This window comes from Chitinophaga sp. XS-30 (assembly GCF_008086345.1).
Taxonomy (GTDB): domain Bacteria; phylum Bacteroidota; class Bacteroidia; order Chitinophagales; family Chitinophagaceae; genus Chitinophaga.
This window is the reverse complement of the sequence record NZ_CP043006.1, coordinates 1,845,221-1,863,654: the sequence shown is the minus strand read 5'-3', so window position 1 is coordinate 1,863,654 and position 18,434 is coordinate 1,845,221. Positions and strand designations below refer to the sequence as shown.

The following is an 18,434-nucleotide window of genomic DNA, read 5'->3' as shown; positions in this document are numbered from 1 at the left end:
TGAGTTATTTATAAAAAGGATTCTGCACCAATAGTTTGTTGGTCTGCAACTCATACTGGTATACCGGCATATAGTGACTGTTCTTGTCGCGGAGCTTGTTGAACGCTGCCTGCTGCCTTTCCTTCGGAATGCTGACGCCTACCATATTCAGGAGATAGATGAGTTGCTGATAGTTATTCCTTTTGGCATTGCGCAGCACATCGTACCAGCGTTTCCCTTCAAAGGCAAACTCGCGTTGTCTTTCCAGGAGAATGAATTCTTCCATGCCCTGTACGCTGGTGGAATCCATGGGAATGGAGAAGTCCAGCGCATTGGCGCGCTCCCTGACCGTCTTTACCAGGCGGGACGCTTCCAGCGGCTGATCCAGCTGGTTGATGGCTTCAGCCTTCATCAGCAGCACATCAGCATAGCGGTAAAATATCCAGTGCGCAAACGACTGTTCAGCGGCGCGGAAACTGGTGCCCGCATCATTTGCCCCGATGTATTTCCATATGGTGAGATCGGAAGCGCGGAGCGAATTGCCTTCCCCTCTTTTGTCCACAACCGGTTCGGGGTTGATCACATCCACACCGAATACTTCTTCCATAAGATGAGCGGCGGCGCTCCATCTGCGGGTGGAGGTGTGATGCATGAAATAAAAGGGGTTCAGCTTTTGCGCATCGAACTGCAGTTCAAAAATGCTTTCGCTGGAATTGCCTTTGAAATAGATCTCATTGAAAAGGGACAGGTCCCCGCCGATAAGCCCAAAACGGTTGGAGCTGATGATCTTGTCGCATTCCGCGGCGGCCTCGGTGTATTTCTCCATCCAGAGATATACATCCGCCAGGATGGCGTTAACCGTATAGCGGGTGGCGCGGCCTTTGTCTTTGGCGCTGTTGTTATAGGTCAGTGGCAGAAAAGGTTCTGCCTTTTTCAGATCTGCAACGATCTGGTCCAGGATCACCGCAGCGGGCGATTTGGCTACCGGCTCCAGGTCTTCATCACTGGTTGTGGCATTGAGTTTCAGCGGCACCTCTTCGAATGTTCTGACGAGATAGAAGTAGAGCAGGCTGCGGATCGCCAGCGCCTCTCCCACTGCCCTGTTCAGGTGTTCCTCCGTGAAAGTGTTGTCCAGCTCCCGTACAGCGGGAGCTAGATCGATAACGGTATTGCAATAGTTGATGGATTGGTACACTACGCGCCAGTTGGCGAAAACGTTGGTGGGGAGGATGTTGACATTCACCAGGTCGTATTCATCCGAGGTGGCGCGGAATCCCGGGCTGACCATATCTGTACGGGCCTCTCCCCAGATAAAGAAGTATTCTGCGAGGGAAATGCTGTTATCAGGACTTCCCAGCAGGGATGCGTAGATGCCGGTAACGGCCGCGTCCACCTGTTCCTTCGTCTGCCAGAACTCGTCCCGCACGATACCGTCCTGCGGCTTCAGGTCAAGCCATTTGTTGCAGGCAGCGGTGCTGATGATGACTGCGAACAAAGCTGTATATGTGATCAGTTGCTTCATGTAAAATTTCATTTAGACAATTAAAAACCTGCCTGCAAGCCGATAGTGAATATTTTGGACGGCGGCGTCATGGAATAGTCGTACGCGATGCGGAAGGGATCAGCGCCGAGCGCTCCTACTTCGGGGTCCTGACCGGTGTACTTCGTCAGGGTGAAAAGATTTTCCGCCGTGGCGAACACGCTCAGCGAACGCATTTTGAATCTTTCCAGTTGTTTGTTGTCAAACGTATAACGCACGGTCACTTGCCGGAAGCGGAGGAATGAGGCATCTTCCACATAGCGATCGCTGCCGAGCCAGTTATACCCTCCAGCGATGATCGCGCGCGGTATATCCGTTTCATCGCCTTCTTTTCTCCAGCGGCGCAGCACGGCGGTGCTCTGGTTATCGAATCCGTGCATATTGGTGGTGTTCATCTTTGTGCCGTTCACCACTTCGTAACCGTAACGGAAGTTGAAGAATGTGGTCACGCGGATCTTATTCTTCCAGGTGAAGTTCGGCCCGAAGCCCCCGGAGAACAGCGGATTGCTGTTACCGAGGTACACCACGTCCATATAATTGATGTTGCCGTCGTTATTGATATCCTCATAAATGGCGTCTCCCGGCTGGAAGATGTAATCCACGTTGGGATAGTTGAAACGCATATACACCGTCTGCCCGTTCGGTCCGATGATCGGTTTGCCATCCGGACCTTTGGCCACGGTGGCTTCCTGATTCTTGTACACGCCTTTGTATTTGTAGCCGTAAAAGGAACCGAAGGGATTGTCTACCTGCAGCAGGCTCATGTATTGGCCGAGCGCGGTGACATCCCCTTTACTGTTCGGATAGAATTCAGATATTTCGCGGATGATGTTCTCATTGCGGGAGATATTGAAGTCGAAGCCGATGCTCCAGTTCTTTGTTTTGACGGGCGTGGTAAAGATGGCAAGCTCCCAGCCCTGATTATCCAGTACGCCCACATTCATGTTCACATTGCTGTAGCCGGTATGGGAAGCGATCTGCAGGCCGTCAAAGAAAAGGTCCTTTGTGCGGTTGCGGTACACTTCCGCATCGAGGCGGAAACGGCCATCCATCCAGGAGAGATTGGCGCCTATGTTGCCGCCATGGATCGTCTGCCAGCGAAGGTTTTTCAGTTCCATCGTAGCGGGGTACACACCGCTTTCTCCCTGGTAGCCCCAAGTAAAGGTGTTATAGCGGTTGTAAAAGGTGTAGTCATAGCGGGGTGCTTCGCCGCTGAGACCGTAGCTGGCGCGGAAGCTGAGATCATCCAGCTTTTTGACACCGCTCATGAACTTCTCCCCGGACACTCTCCAGCGGGCGCCAACGGAAGGGAACAGGCCGTACTTGTAGTTGGGGCCGAAGCGGGAGTTGCCGTCGCCGCGAATGGTGCCGCTTATAAAGTATTTGTCCTTATACTCATACTGTCCCGTCAATGCCGCGCCGATGCTCCTGGTCTGCGAAATGCCGGATACGGCGCGCAGCTCCTGGTTCTGGGTACGCGAGGGAATGGAGGGGTCCTGCAGCAGTGAGGAAGCCGTATTGGAGGTCATGATCTCCTGGTTCACGGATTTGTAATCATCCGTCATCACCGTGAAGAAAGTGATCAGGTTATGATCGGTATTTTTGAAACGGGGATTGTAGTCGATGCTCAGCTTTGTAGTCACGCCAAACAGATCTATATCCCCGTCATACGCCCTGTTCACGACCGTTTCGGTATTGGGCCGGCCGGTAGCGATCTGGGGCAGGAAGCTTTTGTTCTTGGTATTGTTGATATCGAACTGCACATCTCCCACGATCCTCAGTTTCTCAGGGATGATATTGTACTCCATCTGGAAACGCGGAACGATCCTTTCTCCCAGCACGCTGTACTTCGCCTCCTTGGCCATGGCCACGGGATTGTAAATGCGGCTGTAGGCGCCCTGTACGTTCTGCGCCGGAGAGAAATAAGTGGGAGATACATTGCCTTGTTCATCGTATTCAAATACGCTCATGTTCGGCATTTTGATGTATGCCACTCCACGGATAGCGCCGTCCTTTGCACTGAGATAACTGCGGTCCTGATCCGTATGCGTGTAGGCTATGCTGGTGAATATCTTGATCTTGTCCGAAATGAGGTAATCCAGGTTGATGCGGGTGTTCATGCGTTTGAGACCGGTACCGATGGTTGTGCCGGACTGATCGAAATACCCCACGGAAGCAAAGTAACGCGCCTTTTCACCGCCGCCGTTCATGCTGATATTATGGTCCTGCAGAATGCCCGTTCTGGAAATTTCCTCTATCCAGTTGGTATTATTACTGTAATTGTAGTACCAGTAGGGGTCGTTGGGATCGTAGTTGAACTCCCGGACGTTCTGCGAATTTAGCGTAGAGCCGTTCCGGTTAATAAATGCCTCGGGAATCAGTGTGGAATACTGGTCACCGTTCAGCATCGGGATGGGATCGGGCAATACGGAAGCGGAGCCTTTAAAAGAGTAGGTGAGCGAAGGTTTGCCCATTGCGCCTCTTTTTGTGGTGATCACCAGTACGCCGTTGGCCGCGCGGGAGCCCCATATAGCGGTAGCTGCCGCATCTTTCAGTACGGATATCTCTTTGATATCGGCAGGCGATATGTTCAGCAACTGTGCATAGCCCTGCTCATCCGCGGAACCGAAGTTGAAATCACCGGGGATTTCCGTCTGAAAGGGCATCCCGTCCACTACGATCAAAGGGTTTCCGGTGCTGCTGATAGAAGATATGCCGCGGATGCGGATGCTCATGGCAGCGCCGGGATCTCCGCTGGATGCGGTGATATCCACCCCGCTCAACCGGCCCTGTAAAGCCTGATCGATACTGGCGGATTGCATTTCTTCCAGTTCTTTCGCATTGATCTTCGAGATGGCGAGAGTGGAGTTGCGTTCTTTGATGTTCATCATACCGTTATTCACGGTAGCTTTTGACGTTACGGTAAACTCCTCCAGGTCCGTGGAGCCGTATTCCAGCGAAAAGTTCACGGTGGTGCGGCCATTGAGCGGCAGTGAAAAAGTGCGGTAGCCGATGAAAGAGGCGCCAATACGGTTCTTCATATTGGTTACTTTCAGTACGAAGTTGCCTTCAATGTCCGTGGCAGTGCCTTTGATGATACGCCCGTCCGCGTCCATTTCCATCACCGAAACGCCGATGAGCGGTTCCTTTGTCCGTTTATCCGTCACCTTCCCTTTTACAATGGTGGTTTCGGCAGGCACCTGGGCCATTGCCGGGATCGCACAGCATGCTATGACCACCAACAAGCTTACTACTGTTTTCGTAAAATTGCGCATAGAAAGGTTATTCTACATATTTTAAATAGTCGCTGATCAGGTGGATCACGCAACGGTTACTCAGGTAATTGCTGCTGGATTGCACTACATCCACAACCCGTGCATGCATATCCGTTATCTGCATCGAATTGGGTGCGGCGTTACTCACAAACAGGCTGGTTGGCTCGCCGTTGTTATCCCGGAGAAGCGTTTCGAAGGAACCGCTCTCCTGCCCGTCTGTAGCAACAGATTTTTTATTCAGAATGTGAAAGTTGATGAACTTCTCCACCAGTGCTTTTTCAGCCAGGCCGGCAGGATTGAAGTCCGGCACTTTATTGGGAGCTGTGCCGGTCCCTGGCAACAGGCCGTCATTCACAGCGGCCAGGATGGCGTCATTGTCCGGGATAAAGAAAGTATAGAAAGAGCCCGCCGCCACATTGAGAATGTCCCCGGTAGATGCCGTATAGATCGTGGAGCGTCGCAGGTATTCCCAGAAATAGTTGAACGGGGATGTGGCAGGTGCCCCCAGCTTTTCAATATGTCTGCCGATAGCCGTTTCTGTAAACGTCAGCACACCATCGAGGTAATGCGCTGTTCCATTCAGTGCGGTTTTGGAATCCGTCCGGGCGATGAAATTGCCTTCTTCCAGATTCCCGGAAGAAAATACCTGGTTATTCTCATACCGTACAAACTCGCCGCCATAGGTCTTCACCACACCGGAGCCGGAAAGACTTTGCACATCCAGGTCCGGGATCACATGCAGGTTCAGCACACGCATGAGACGTACCAGCGCAGAAGACCCCGTCAATTGCGCACCGCCACCTGGTGGCGTGTACCGCCATTGAAAGGCAGGGTTATTGTCTACAAGCGGATCAGAAAAGTATCCCGCGTCATTCAGCACATCATTGCTGATCAGGAAAATGGAATACTTCAGCCGGATATTGGATATCTGGAATTTCAGCTCCTGGTTCAGCAGGCTCGTCATCATGGAGTATTTCGGGTCCAGGTAAGCGCGGCCATATACGCTGCTGAACACATTGGCAGCCTGTACCTTGCTGGTGCCGTAAAAGATGCCGTTGCTGAGTATCTTTTTGTCCACCACATCGGCGGCGGGATCGAACCGGGCTTCCTCTCCCAGAAAGTTGATCGTAGTAGCGAATTTGCTGGGCCATACCGCCGTTTGCCAGAGATGGGCATTCACAAAATCATAAATGATATTGATGGGCATTTCTTCCAGGCTGCTGTAATGCTCCAGCAGTACCTGGTTCACATAGTTCAGCAGCGCGTCATTCGTTGGTACGAACATGCTGTAGGTATTCTGCTGCCCATCATTGTCCTGCTGCTTAAGGAAATTCTCGTTGTTGGGTGAAAAGGCGAGGCTGGCGTTGAATATCTTTGTATATACCGGTGCGTTGCTGCCGTTGGTCTGCTGGTATCGCTGTGAAACCGCGGGATTGAGTGCGTACTGGAGCAGAAATTTATCGAAGAGTTTTTTGAACTCGCTGTATTGCGGGTTGGAAGAAATATATTCATCCAGCCCGGGCAGAGTGGTGATCACTTTATTGATCACATGGATCACGCCATTTTCCGCGGGAACGTCCTGTTCGGTAACAACGGCATCCGCCACGTTGAACCCGGTATAGGGCGTTGCGGGATAGAAATAGTTGTAATCTGCCGCGGACAGGCCTTTTGCGGATACGAAGTTGTCTACGAAGTAGGGCAGGTATTTATTATTGTTGTCCGCTTCCACATAGAACACCGCACCATTATTGTTGCGGTTGCTATTGATGACCTTTATACTTTCGCCGCTGGTGTTCTGCCCGTCGTACACACCGGTATAACTGGCGGTGCGTCGTTTAAAGGCAACGTTTGGCACCCATCCCAGCGAGCTCTGGTAATCGCCCAGGCGCTCGCGTTTAAAGGCGTTGTACACGAGGCAGTAGGTAACGATCTTCCGGCAGGCATTGCTGTCCAGATCTTCAATACCGGACATGCTGTTCGCTTTGAAATACACATCAAAGGCAGAATCATGAGGAGCAAAGAAGGTCCAGTAACCGGCAGCACCGAGGGTTTTGCCATATCCGGCCTTGTCGATAGCGGCCAATATGTGACGGAAATTCCCTTTGCTTTCCAATACCTGGTAGATAGGTGGTTCCAGGGTATCAGGGCGACCATAGTACTCGTCCCAGGCCTTTTTTTTGCAGCCAAGGGCAGCCACCAACAGGCATGACAGCACTATTAATCTGTTAGACAAATTTTTCATCGTGGATCGTAAATGTTTGTTGAACGAATAATAACGCTAAGGCCGGGAATGTGTTTTCCGGGTGAGGAATACGGCTGGCGAATGTCCTGGAATCAGTTTTTGAGTATTCATGGTAATCAGTTTTAAATCCGGCAAGGGATGGCCTTTCCGAAATGATCTAACGTTGGAAATTAGCCGCACAATCAGGTGCGGAGACTGTCATTGTTCACTGTTGAATAAATTCTGGTTGAGCCGGAGCATAACCTGCTCCCTTCGTTCTCTGCCTTTATGCCGACAGATATCTTCAATCACCGAATAAAAATATTCCTTTCAAATTGATTAACCGTCCTGAACCGTCCTGCCCATAAGGAATTTGTCGTATTGACACTTAAATTCAGTTCCCATCCGGCTTTCTGGCGGGCTTTAACGGGCTTAAGGGCCAGTACCAGGTTGTTATATCATCCGGATGCGCGGGGTCGAAGGGTTGTATATCATCCCGCAGGAAACCTGCCAGCCCGGAGCCGCTATCCCGGATACCTTTGATGATGCATTTTGCGATCTGCCAGGCGCCGTATGTGCTGAAGTGCGTGTTATCCTGCAGCGCCTGCGCCTGCCCGGGGAAAGTATTGGCGGGATAATGCACAAATGCTTTCAGGGAAGCCGTTTCGCCCCAGGCTTCGTATAATGTTCTGCTCATGGCATTCAGGTCTATGAGCGCAACATCCTGTTCCCTGGCAACCTGCCGCACTGCTTCCGGGTAATCGCCGAGTGTGTTGATGATGCGGCCTGATGTATCGAAGCTGCGGCGGTGCATGGAGGTGACCAGTACCGGGATGCCGCCCTTTTTGCGGGTTTCCAGGATAAAGTGCAGCAGGTCCCGCTTGTAGGAAGTAAACGGCCCGACCCCTGATCCCTTCTGCTTCTGGTCATTATGCCCGAATTCAATGAACAGGTAATCCCCCGGTTGCATCAGGCTGATGATCTTTTCCAGCCGCCGGGCACGGATAAAGGAAGAAAGCGCTTCCCCGCTTTCCGCATAGTTGGCTACAGCTACTTTACCGGGTATAAAGAACGCGGGTATCATCTGCCCCCAGGCGGCCCATGGCTCCCTGTCCTGGTCCACCACTGTGGAATTGCCGGCCAGAAAAACGGTGACGGCCTCCCTTGCGGGTGTTATCCCGAGGGAACGGATGGCGGGTGAACGGCCGTTGAACTCAATGGTGAGTAAATTGTCCCAATGACGGTAATTTTTCTCCCGGGGTTTTATCCGCACCGTCCCGATCACCTTGCCGGAAGCATCGCGTATCATGGTATCCCTGACGTGTACGGTAAATGCAACCCGGCCGGTTACCGTATCCTGCACCATCATCCGCCGGCATTCCACCCTTACCGCAGCAGCAGCCACTTCCGCCCGGATATTATAATTGCCTTCCGCCAGTTTTACCGAAAAGAAAAAAGGACCGTCCGCACCAATACCACCATCGGTCTCCTTTAATGCAACACCGGCTTCAAAACCATACCCGGCTTTGTCATTATAGCGCGAATCAGGGGTAACGCGCACAACACCCGAAGGGACTTTCTCTTTGCTGAAGAGAAATTTTTGTGCGTGTGAAATTGACACTAATAAATTGAAAGCCAGCAATAAGGGAAAGATTTTTCTCATGAAGATCAGAGGGATTGACGCATAATGATATTAAAAGGAACTTCGATCTGCTCCCGGGAATTTTCGAGGATCAGGCGGGCAGCCACTTCGCCCATGGTCCTGAAATCTGTGGAAATGGTGGTGAGCCCGTTCAGTATCAGTTTTTTCAGGGGTGTTTCATTGTACGTAATAATGCCTACATCCTCCCCGATCACCAGCCCCAGGGAAATGATCTTCTCGATCAGCACGACCAGATCGTTCTCCCGGATATTGATGAATACATCGCCTTTTTTTATATCGTCCAATTCTATATTGCCTACCACAAGACCGTTAAAAGCATAGTTCTGGCAGAATTGCTCAAATCCCTGGCGGATCTCGTCAGGATAGTACGAATGTTCCGGGAAGATGATCTTGATATTTTGATACTTCTGCAATTTGTCCTTTGCCTGCTCCAGTGCTTCATAGATATCTTTCTGAAAGTTCTCGTACACGGCCCCGTATTCGCCGGTTACGCCTTTCAGCTTTTTGTCCAGCAGGATCAGTTTTTCTTTCGGGATACTGTTGATCACTTCATCCACATTATCCCAGCGTTCCCTGAAATGCGGCAGGATCACCACATGCGTGTAGTCGTCCAGCTTCTGGGAAAGCAGCCGTTTAAAAAGGGCAAAATCACTGTTATAGATATAAAAGTCAATGCTTCCCGGCTCCCCAAGCCGGGCGGCGAAAGAATCGTAGATGATCTTCTTGTGCTCGCTCAGTTTATTGAAAAGCAGCAGTATCTTATATTGACGGCCAAGATGGGTGTTCTTTACAAAGTACCCTTTTCCCGGAACGGACCCGAGGATACCCAGGCCTTTCAGGTATTTGTAGGCCTTTTCAGCCGTATCCCGGGATATCTCGAACACATAACTCACCTCATTGATCGATGGCAGCACATCATCTTCCCCTACCTTGCCATCCGCAATGGCCTTGATAATGGAATTGGCCAGCTGATAGTATTTCGGCGTGGCGGAGAAGTCGTCAATAAACAGATATTTGAAGATAGGATGTTGCTTCATGGGTATCAGTCTCTCGCCGGACAAGATACTAAAATTAATCATTACAAGCGTAACAACAGGCATGACAGTGCATGACAGTTGTCGTACCGCTTTCCATTAATTTTAAAAAAATTGCGCTTATTAGCCATTAATATTCCACAATGCAAGTTATTCTCGGTATTCTGTTTCATTTTATTGGCGGTTTCGCCTCCGGTAGTTTTTACATTCCCTATAAAAAAGTAAAAGGCTGGAACTGGGAGAGTTATTGGATCACAGGCGGGATATTCTCCTGGCTGTTTGTTCCGTTCATTGCGGCCTGGCTGACGGTGCCCGGGTTTATGGACATCATCGCCGGCACGCCTTTCATGACTTTATTCTGGACCTATTTCCTGGGGGTGCTCTGGGGTATCGGGGGATTGACCTTCGGCCTGTCCATGCGGTATCTCGGCATGTCTCTCGGAATGGCCGTGGCGCTGGGTTTCTGCTCCGCCTTCGGAGCGCTGATCCCACCGCTGTATAAAGAGTTCTTTACGGACAGCACCGATAATTTTTCCGCCATGCTGCGGACCGGCAGCGGTGTGTTCGTATTGCTGGGCGTGATCGTCTGCCTCGTGGGCATCGCCATCAGCGGAAAAGCGGGCATGTTCAAGGAAAAAGAGCTGTCAAAAGAGAAGCAGAAAGAAAGTATCAAGGAATTCGACCTGAAAAAGGGGCTGACGGTAGCCATCGTTTCAGGTATCCTCAGCGCCTGCATGAGCTTTGCCATCTCCGCCGGCGAACCGATGGGGCAAGCGGCAGTAGCCAACGACGCCAATCCCCTGTTCAAAAACAACGTGATCTTTGTGATCATCATGCTCGGCGGGCTGACGACGAATTTCATCTGGTGCATGGTACTCAACGCGAAGAACAAAAGCTTCGGGGACTATACGAACCGCAAGACGCCGCTGGCCAGCAATTACTTTTTCTCCGCACTGGCCGGCACTACCTGGTTCCTGCAGTTCTTTTTCTACGGCATGGGAGAAAGCAAGCTTGGCAACGGCGCCAGCTCCTGGATATTGCACATGGCCTTCATCATCCTTATTTCCAGCATGTGGGGGCTGACACTGAAGGAATGGAAAGGCGTCAGCCGGAAAACTTTTGCCACTTTCCTCATCGGTATTGCCACGATCATTTTGTCTGTAGTACTGGTGGGATACGGTAACTCATTATAATACGCGCTATATAAAACAAAGTTTATGTCGAAAAATAACAGCACAATGACCCGGTTCAGGCACGTCAGTTACCTGTGGGATGATGCGAAAGCTGCTGAAATGGCGGGTGATGAAGTAGCCCTGCTGATCTACCGCTCCAATCTTCTCGGGGCGGACCTTCGCCTGACGAATTATGGCGGCGGGAATACTTCCTGCAAGGCACAGGCTATCGACCCGTTGACGGGAAAAAGCACGGAAGTGATGTGGGTAAAAGGCTCCGGCGGCGATCTCGGCACGCTGAAACGCAGCGGGCTGGCGGCGTTGTATGTGGACAGGCTCCGCAGCCTGAAGAACATCTACCGCGGCATCGAGTTTGAAGATGAAATGGTAGAGCTGTTCAATCACTGTATTTATGACCTTCATTCCAAGGCTCCTTCCATAGATACGCCACTGCATGGTTTTCTGCCCTTTGCGCATATCGATCACCTGCATCCTGATGCGGCGATTGCCATCGCAGCGGCGAAAGACGGGAAAAAGATCACACAGGAGCTGTTCTCCGGTAGCATCGGGTGGGTGGACTGGCAACGGCCGGGCTTTGACCTGGGCCTGCAACTGAAGCAATGCCTGGATGAGAACCCCGGCATCCGCGGCATCATGCTCGGCTCCCATGGCCTTTTCACCTGGGGTGACACGGCATATGAAAGCTATATCAACACCCTGGAAGTGATCGAACGCTGCGCGGAATACCTGGAAGAGCACACCAAAGGCAAAAAAGCATTCGGCGGGGAACGCCTCGCAGCCCTGCCAAAGGAGCAACGGTTATCCCAGGCGGCAGCACTGGCACCGGTGCTGAGAGGATATTGCTCCTCCAACACCCGCATGATCGGGCATTTTACGGATGATGACAGGGTACTGGAATTTATCAATTCCAATGATCTGGACAGGCTGGCGCCGCTGGGCACCAGTTGCCCCGACCACTTTCTTCGGACCAAGATCAGTCCGCTTGTGCTGAACCTCGCTCCCACGGAAGACCTCGGTAACGTAGCCGCCGTGAAGGAAAAGATCGCGCCGCTGTTCGAGGCTTACCGCCAGATGTACACAGCGTATTACAACACCTGCAAACATGCGAACAGCCCGGCTATCCGCGATGCGAACCCGGTGGTGATCCTCTACCCCGGTGTGGGCATGTTCACCTTCGCAAAAGATAAACAAACGGCGCGTGTGGCAGCCGAATTCTATATCAATGCCATCAATGTGATGAAGGGCGCGGAAGCGATCTCTTCCTACACTTCCCTGCCGCGGCAGGAAGCTTTTGATATCGAATACTGGCTGCTGGAAGAAGCAAAGCTGCAACGCATGCCCAAACCCAAGGCACTGTCCGGCCGCATTGCGCTGGTAACCGGCAGCGCGGGAGGCATCGGCAAAGCTATCGCACAGAAATTCGCACAGGAAGGCGCTGTGGTGGTCATCAATGACAACGACGAGCAAAGGCTGGAAACCGCCATCGCTGATTTTACCAAACAATTCGGTAAAGATGTGTTTGCGGCGGATGTGCTGGATGTAACCGCAGCGGACACCATCAGCAAAACCTTCAATACGGCAACACTGGCCTTTGGCGGCGTGGATATCATCGTGAACTGCGCGGGCCTCTCCATTTCAAAACCGCTGGAAGAACATTCCGAACAGGACTGGGACCTGCTGTATGATGTACTGGTAAAAGGGCAGTTCCTGACCACACAGGCTGGTGTGAATATCATGCGCAAGCAGGGCACCGGCGGTGATGTATTGAACATCGTCAGCAAGAATGCACTGGTATCCGGTCCCAATAACGCCGGCTACGGTTCCGCCAAGGCAGCACAGTTGCACCTCAGCAGGCTGAACGCCGCGGAACTGGGGAAAGATCATATACGCGTTAACGTGGTGAACCCCGATGCCGTGATATCCGACAGCAAGATCTGGGCAGGCGCATGGGCGGAAGGAAGGGCCAAAGCATACGGCGTAAAAGTGGAAGAGCTGCCGGCATTCTATGCCAAACGAACGTTGCTGAACGAGATCATTCTGCCGGAAGATATTGCCAACGCTTGTTTTGCTTTTGTAAGCGGGCTGCTCAACAAGGCTACCGGCAATGTGCTGAATGTGGACGGCGGCGTAGCCATGGCATTTGTAAGATAAAAGCTCATCCCATGCAACGTGTTGGATTCAAAATGAAACTGAAGAAAGGATTTGAAGCGGAATACAAAAAGCGTCACGATGAATTGTGGCCGGAACTGGAAGCCCTGCTTAAGTCTGCCGGCATCCGGGACTATGTGATCTTCCTGGATGAAGAAACGTTGTCGCTTTTCGCTTCCCTTTCGATAGATGACCCGGCTGCTTTGGACGAACTGCCCAAACAACCGGTGATGCAGCGTTGGTGGGAATATATGAGCGGCCTTATGGACTGTCACCCGGATAATTCTCCTGTGACGTTTCCATTAAAAGAAGTATTTTATATGCAGTAAAAAACACGTTATGCAACTGGAAAAATACCGGATAGAAGAACATAACCAGACCCGGATGGCAGCGCATCAGCGGGCATTTTCCTATATTTCAGGAGAAGTGGACGGGGTGGATGGCATCCTGGAAAAGCTCGCGGCCTTTCAGGTGGCGATCCCCAGCTGGGCGCTCGGCACAGGAGGCACACGTTTCGGACGTTTCCCCGCAGGCGGCGAACCGCGCAACCTGGAAGAAAAGATCGAAGACATCGGTTTGCTGCACCGCCTGAACCAGTCCAGCGGTGCAATATCGCTCCACATCCCCTGGGACATCCCTTCCAATCCGTCCAATATCAAGGCACTGGCGGCGCAGCACGGCCTGCGCTTCGATGCCATGAATTCCAATACCTTCCAGGACCAGCCCGGCCAGGCGCTGAGCTATAAATTCGGCTCCCTCCAGCATGTGGATAAAGGCGTTCGCCAGCAGGCGATCGACCATAATATTGAAGTGATCCGGCATGGCATCGAGCTCGGTTCCGAGTCGCTGACCGTATGGCTGTCAGACGGCTCCTGCTTTCCCGGGCAGCTGAATTTCCGCAAAGCGTTCCAGCATACGCTGAATGGCCTGCAGGAGATATACGCTGCTCTACCGGATAACTGGAAGATGTTCGTGGAATACAAGGCCTTTGAGCCCAATTTCTATTCCACTACCGTAGGCGATTGGGGGCAATCCCTCCTGTATGCCGGCAAACTCGGTCCTAAAGCTTATACACTGGTAGACCTCGGGCATCATCTCCCGAATGCCAACATAGAACAGATCGTGGCGCTGCTGCTGATGGAAGGGAAACTCGGCGGCTTCCATTTCAATGATTCCAAATACGGTGATGACGACCTCACGGTTGGCAGCATCAAGCCTTATCAGCTTTTCCTGATCTTTAACGAACTGGTGGAGGGGATGGACAGCCGCGGTATGAACCATGCCACCGACCTGGGCTGGATGATAGATGCTTCCCACAACGTAAAAGACCCGCTGGAAGACCTGCTGCAATCTGTAGAAGCGATCATGATCACCTACGCACAGGCCCTGCTGACAGACCGCAAAAAACTGGTGGAAGCGCAGCAGAACAACGATGTGGTAACAGCGCAGGAAGTGCTGCAACAGGCCTTCCGCACGGATGTGCGGGCGCTGGTGGCGGAATCAAGACTGCGCTCCGGCGGCGCATTAAGCCCGCTCGGCGTTTACCGCGCAGAGAAAGTAAGAGAAAAACTCATCAAAGAAAGAGGATCAAAAACGGTGGCTACCGGATTGTAGGAAGAAAAGGAGGGCCAGCAGCGGTGGAGAGCAAGACTGTCCGCCGCCGCAGGTCCGTAATATGCAGAAATGAGCAAAACACCCGTCATTGTGATATTTGATGTTGGCAAGACCAACAAAAAGCTGTTTTTATTCGATGAACAGTACCGGATCGTGTTTGAAAGGACCGCCCGGTTCACCGAAACAACGGGATGAAGACGGCGATCCATGCGAGAACCTGGAAAGCCTGCGGCTTTCCGTCTTCGATTCCCTGCTGGAAGTCTTCAAACGGAAAGACATCGAGGTAAAAGCGATCAACTTTTCCACTTACGGCGCCAGCCTGGTATATATCAATGAACAAGGGCATCCGCTCACGCCGCTGTACAACTATCTCAAGCCCTATCCTGCGCCGCTGAAGCAGCAGTTCTACAAAAAATATGGCGGGGAAGCGCAGTTTTCCCTGCAAACGGCATCTCCGGTGCTGGAAAGCCTCAACTCCGGCATGCAACTCTATCGCCTGAAGCACGAACGCCCCGATGTTTTCGCATCCATGCGGTATGCTTTGCACCTGCCGCAATACATGAGTTAATCTGCTCACCGGCGTGCCCTGCTCAGACATCACGAGCATCGGCTGCCACACCAATCTGTGGGACTTCCGTAATAACCGGTATCACGACTGGGTAGAGCAGGAAGGGCTGTCCGCCAAACTGGCGCCTGTGATGGCCTCTACTGATGTGCTGCCGGCTGCGTTTCCCGGGAACAACTACCACGTTGGCACCGGGCTGCACGACAGCTCTGCGGCGCTGATCCCCTATCTCGTAAATTTTCATGAACCGTTTGTGCTGCTGTCCACCGGCACCTGGAGCATCAGCCTCAATCCGTTTAACGATACACCATTGACGGCAGCGGAGCTGGAGCAGGACTGCCTTTGCTACATGACCTTCCAGGGCAAACCGGTCAAGGCATCGCGCCTGTTCGCCGGTTACGAGCATGAACAGCAGGTCAAAAGGATATCGGAATTTTTCCGTCAGCCGGCCATGCGCTACCGCAGCATGGATTACGATGCCTCCATACCTCTTCTGCCAGCCGGGAATTTCGCGGACCGTGACCTGACCGGTTTTACCTCCGATACCGCTGCTTACCATCAACTCGTGTATGACCTTGCCGTAAAGCAGCAGCATGCTACCGGCCTGGTGCTGAAAGGTGTGACCGTGAAGAGGATCTTTGTGGATGGAGGATTCGGGAAAAATGCGATCTACATGAACATGCTGGCTATGCTGTTCCCTGATATCGAAGTGTATGCCGCCTCTATGGCACAGGCCACCGCAATGGGCGCGGCGCTGGCTATCCATCACAAATGGAACCGGAAAAGCATGCCTAATAATCTCATCGAACTGAAATACTACTCTGTGCAGCAGGACGCTGCTATCTGAAAAACGGCCCGGGAGCGGTTGCCCTCAGGGTTGATCCCCACTACCCGTTCCCCATGAAACAGCAGGATGAGGCGATGTTTCCATCACCATTTCCCCGCCTTTCAGCAGCATATCATGCGTGATATAATTTTTCGTATATGGTTTCCCGTTAAGCAAGACTGAACGGATGTATTTTCCGCCAGGCTTTACCTGTACCGCCAGGCGTTTGCCACCGGGCAATTGTATCGCCACCGATCTGAAAACCGGTGTGGTCAGCAGGTATTGCCCGCCCACGGGATCAACCGGGTAAAGTCCGGTTGCGGCAAATACATACCAGGCGCTCATCTGCCCGGCATCATCATTCCCGCTCAAACCGCCAATATCATCACTGTACTCTTCTTTCAGTATCGCCGCTACTTTCTCCTGTGTTTTCCAGGGAGACGCGGTATAGTTGTAAAGAAAAGGAATATGATGCCCCGGTTCATTGCCATGCCAGTACTCATTTTTCGTAAAAAGACTATCCAGCTGCGCTTCCAGCGGCATTAACGCCCCCAGTCCGCTGATGTCGTGCGGCACATAAAAGGTATATTGCCGGGGCGTGCCTTCCGTGATGAACGACAGCTTTTTATCCGGATGAAAGTCTTTGTAAAAACGCCCATCTGCATACCTTCCGTTCATCAATCCCACCTTTCCGTCAAAAATGAACTTGTAGTTCAATGCCCGTTTGGCCAGCAGGGCGTGATCTTCACTCCGGCCCAATGCTTTGGCAACGGTAGACAGCGCATAGTCGTCATACGCATATTCAAGCGTGCGGGATACCTGTTCATTCTTGTGAAAAGCTTCCGGCACACCGTCTTCCAGCGGAATATACCCGTATTGCAGATAGGTATCCAGCGCCCTCCGGCCTTTTCCATCCTTATAATCCTTCTCCCCTGCATTATCAAACGCGTTCCGCCGCATCAGCGTGTAGGCTTTAGCGATATCATATCCGCGGATACCCTTGTTGTATGCTGATGCGATGAATGCGGTCACATGATCTCCGATCATGGCAGCGGTATAATTATTCCAGCAGGGGAAAATGGGCAGCCATCCGCCCTGCTCGCCTTTCAGTACCATGGAATTGACGCAGTCGCTGATCAGGTCCGGACGAAGGATGCTGAACAAGGGGAGCTGTGCGCGGTAGGTGTCCCACATGGAGAAGTCGTCATAATAATTGCCCTGCTTCAGCTGCTCTTCCTGGTAATCACCCGCAAAGCGCGGATAGCGGCCGTCTGCATCATTCATCAGGCGCGGGTGCTGCATGGAATGATAAAGCGCGGTATAGAAAATACGTTTATCCTTTTCGTTGTCCGATGTTACCTGTATTTGTCCCAATGCCTTGTTCCATACACGCTCCGCCTGTTTGCGGATGGCTGCGAAGGGTTTGCCCTCCATTTCTGCCGCCAGGTTCCGCCGCGCACCTTCCAGGCTGGTAAAAGAAGTGCCGATACGCAGGCGCAATTGCGCGCCTTTCTTCAGATAAAGGCCGATGTACGCGCCACAATCCGGTTGCTCCTTTCTGCTTAATGCCGCGGAGACCTTGCTTCCGCTATATGTTCCGGCCTTTTCCGCAGGCAGATCGTACTGTATCACGAACCAGCCGCTGAAGCCGGCGGGCCGGCCGCTGCCCTGATAAATGCGGTACGCGGGATTGTAACCTGTGATCTCTCTTTTTTCGGGATCTACCTGTATGAACCCTTTGTGTTTATCGCTGTTGGGCGTCACCAGTATGTAGAGGCTGTCATCCCGCAGCATGGTGAACTGCAGCATACCACAGCGCAGTGTGGCGGTCATTTCCCCCATCACGCCATCCAGTTCGTTCTTATAATAATGCGGAGCGCTGATCTCCTGTTTGTGATCATACGGCGTAGCATAACCCGATGTTTTCAGTGTGCCGGCAAGCGGCATGATGGTAGCGCTGCCGTAGTCCTGCGTGCAGGAGCCGCTAAGCCAGTGCGTGAGGCGGTAACCGGTAGTGGTGGCATCTTTATAGTAGTAGGGCGCCTGGCATTTCTTTTCCGTAGTACGCGTTTGCGGCGTCAGCTGCAGCATACCGAAAGGCAATCCTACCGCGGGTATTACATTCGCCAGATGCTCTGTACCTGCACCGTGCTTCATGGCGCTGATAGTTGTAGCGGGAGACGTGCCGATGAGCGGGTCCACATAAGATACATAAGACACCCGCTGAGCCATGGCCCCGGTGAAGAAAAAGAGGAGTGATAACGTGGTGATGATTCGCATGATCCTAAATATAGCAGGAATATTTGCCTTGTCAAAGGCGCATTTTGATGGCAGTGAGGTATAAAGGGGAATATTTGCCGCCCGGCGATGCCGCAA

General features: G+C 52.2%; 12 protein-coding genes. 6 read left to right on the top strand and 6 right to left on the bottom strand.

The features are described 5' to 3' along the window. Positions 1–4 precede the first annotated feature (4 nt). From FW415_RS07780 to FW415_RS07760, 5 genes are all read right to left on the bottom strand, one after another. Complete coding sequence (locus FW415_RS07780; RefSeq protein ID WP_148383703.1) at positions 5–1,501, bottom strand: RagB/SusD family nutrient uptake outer membrane protein; 1,497 nt, start codon at positions 1,499–1,501, stop codon at positions 5–7. Positions 1,502–1,521: 20 nt separating this feature from the next. Then, on the bottom strand, positions 1,522–4,794 hold the full coding sequence (locus tag FW415_RS07775) for a SusC/RagA family TonB-linked outer membrane protein (protein WP_148383702.1): 3,273 nt from the start codon (positions 4,792–4,794) through the stop codon (positions 1,522–1,524). 7 nt (positions 4,795–4,801) lie between these two features. Then, positions 4,802–7,027, bottom strand: a complete 2,226-nt coding sequence (locus FW415_RS07770) for a fasciclin domain-containing protein (RefSeq protein ID WP_168208726.1) — start codon at positions 7,025–7,027, stop codon at positions 4,802–4,804. A 382-nt stretch (positions 7,028–7,409) separates the two neighbouring features. Next, on the bottom strand, positions 7,410–8,636 hold the full coding sequence (locus FW415_RS07765) for a rhamnogalacturonan acetylesterase (protein ID WP_246858971.1): 1,227 nt from the start codon (positions 8,634–8,636) through the stop codon (positions 7,410–7,412). Positions 8,637–8,683: 47 nt separating this feature from the next. Next, on the bottom strand, positions 8,684–9,715 hold the full coding sequence (locus FW415_RS07760) for a GntR family transcriptional regulator (protein WP_148383699.1): 1,032 nt from the start codon (positions 9,713–9,715) through the stop codon (positions 8,684–8,686). Between the two features lie 140 nt (positions 9,716–9,855). On the opposite strand from FW415_RS07760, the gene rhaT reads away from it, so the two are divergent. The 6 genes from rhaT to FW415_RS25325 all read left to right on the top strand — a co-directional run bounded on the left by rhaT (position 9,856) and on the right by FW415_RS25325 (position 16,079). Continuing rightward, positions 9,856–10,905: an L-rhamnose/proton symporter RhaT gene (gene rhaT / locus FW415_RS07755; RefSeq protein ID WP_148383698.1), complete on the top strand. Its 1,050-nt coding sequence runs from the start codon at positions 9,856–9,858 to the stop codon at positions 10,903–10,905. Positions 10,906–10,929: 24 nt separating this feature from the next. Then, positions 10,930–13,056, top strand: coding sequence for a bifunctional aldolase/short-chain dehydrogenase (locus FW415_RS07750; protein WP_246858970.1), 2,127 nt, complete (start codon positions 10,930–10,932; stop codon positions 13,054–13,056). 11 nt (positions 13,057–13,067) lie between these two features. Beyond that, on the top strand, positions 13,068–13,382 hold the full coding sequence (gene rhaM, locus FW415_RS07745; protein ID WP_148383697.1) for an L-rhamnose mutarotase: 315 nt from the start codon (positions 13,068–13,070) through the stop codon (positions 13,380–13,382). 10 nt (positions 13,383–13,392) lie between these two features. Continuing rightward, the gene (locus tag FW415_RS07740; RefSeq protein WP_148383696.1) at positions 13,393–14,667 is read left to right on the top strand and encodes a sugar isomerase; all 1,275 of its coding nucleotides are present in this window, start codon (positions 13,393–13,395) and stop codon (positions 14,665–14,667) included. A gap of 136 nt (positions 14,668–14,803) precedes the next feature. Next, positions 14,804–15,235: a hypothetical protein gene (locus FW415_RS25330; protein WP_246858969.1), complete on the top strand. Its 432-nt coding sequence runs from the start codon at positions 14,804–14,806 to the stop codon at positions 15,233–15,235. Between the two features lie 13 nt (positions 15,236–15,248). Further along, a complete protein-coding gene (locus FW415_RS25325; RefSeq protein WP_246858968.1) occupies positions 15,249–16,079 on the top strand; it encodes an FGGY-family carbohydrate kinase in 831 nt (276 codons plus the stop codon). 24 nt (positions 16,080–16,103) lie between these two features. On the opposite strand, the gene FW415_RS07730 is transcribed toward FW415_RS25325, so the two are convergent. Next, positions 16,104–18,338, bottom strand: coding sequence for a GH92 family glycosyl hydrolase (locus FW415_RS07730; RefSeq protein WP_148383695.1), 2,235 nt, complete (start codon positions 18,336–18,338; stop codon positions 16,104–16,106). Positions 18,339–18,434 lie beyond the last annotated feature (96 nt).

Coding starts and splice junctions, on each gene's coding strand:
- rhaT (WP_148383698.1), top strand. CDS start 9,856: ATGCAAGTTATTCTCGGTATTCTGTTTCATTTTATTGGCGGTTTCGCC.
- FW415_RS07740 (WP_148383696.1), top strand. CDS start 13,393: ATGCAACTGGAAAAATACCGGATAGAAGAACATAACCAGACCCGGATG.
- FW415_RS07730 (WP_148383695.1), bottom strand. CDS start 18,338: ATGCGAATCATCACCACGTTATCACTCCTCTTTTTCTTCACCGGGGCC.
- FW415_RS25330 (WP_246858969.1), top strand. CDS start 14,804: ATGAACAGTACCGGATCGTGTTTGAAAGGACCGCCCGGTTCACCGAAA.
- FW415_RS07760 (WP_148383699.1), bottom strand. CDS start 9,715: ATGAAGCAACATCCTATCTTCAAATATCTGTTTATTGACGACTTCTCC.
- rhaM (WP_148383697.1), top strand. CDS start 13,068: ATGCAACGTGTTGGATTCAAAATGAAACTGAAGAAAGGATTTGAAGCG.
- FW415_RS07750 (WP_246858970.1), top strand. CDS start 10,930: ATGTCGAAAAATAACAGCACAATGACCCGGTTCAGGCACGTCAGTTAC.
- FW415_RS07775 (WP_148383702.1), bottom strand. CDS start 4,794: ATGCGCAATTTTACGAAAACAGTAGTAAGCTTGTTGGTGGTCATAGCA.
- FW415_RS07780 (WP_148383703.1), bottom strand. CDS start 1,501: ATGAAGCAACTGATCACATATACAGCTTTGTTCGCAGTCATCATCAGC.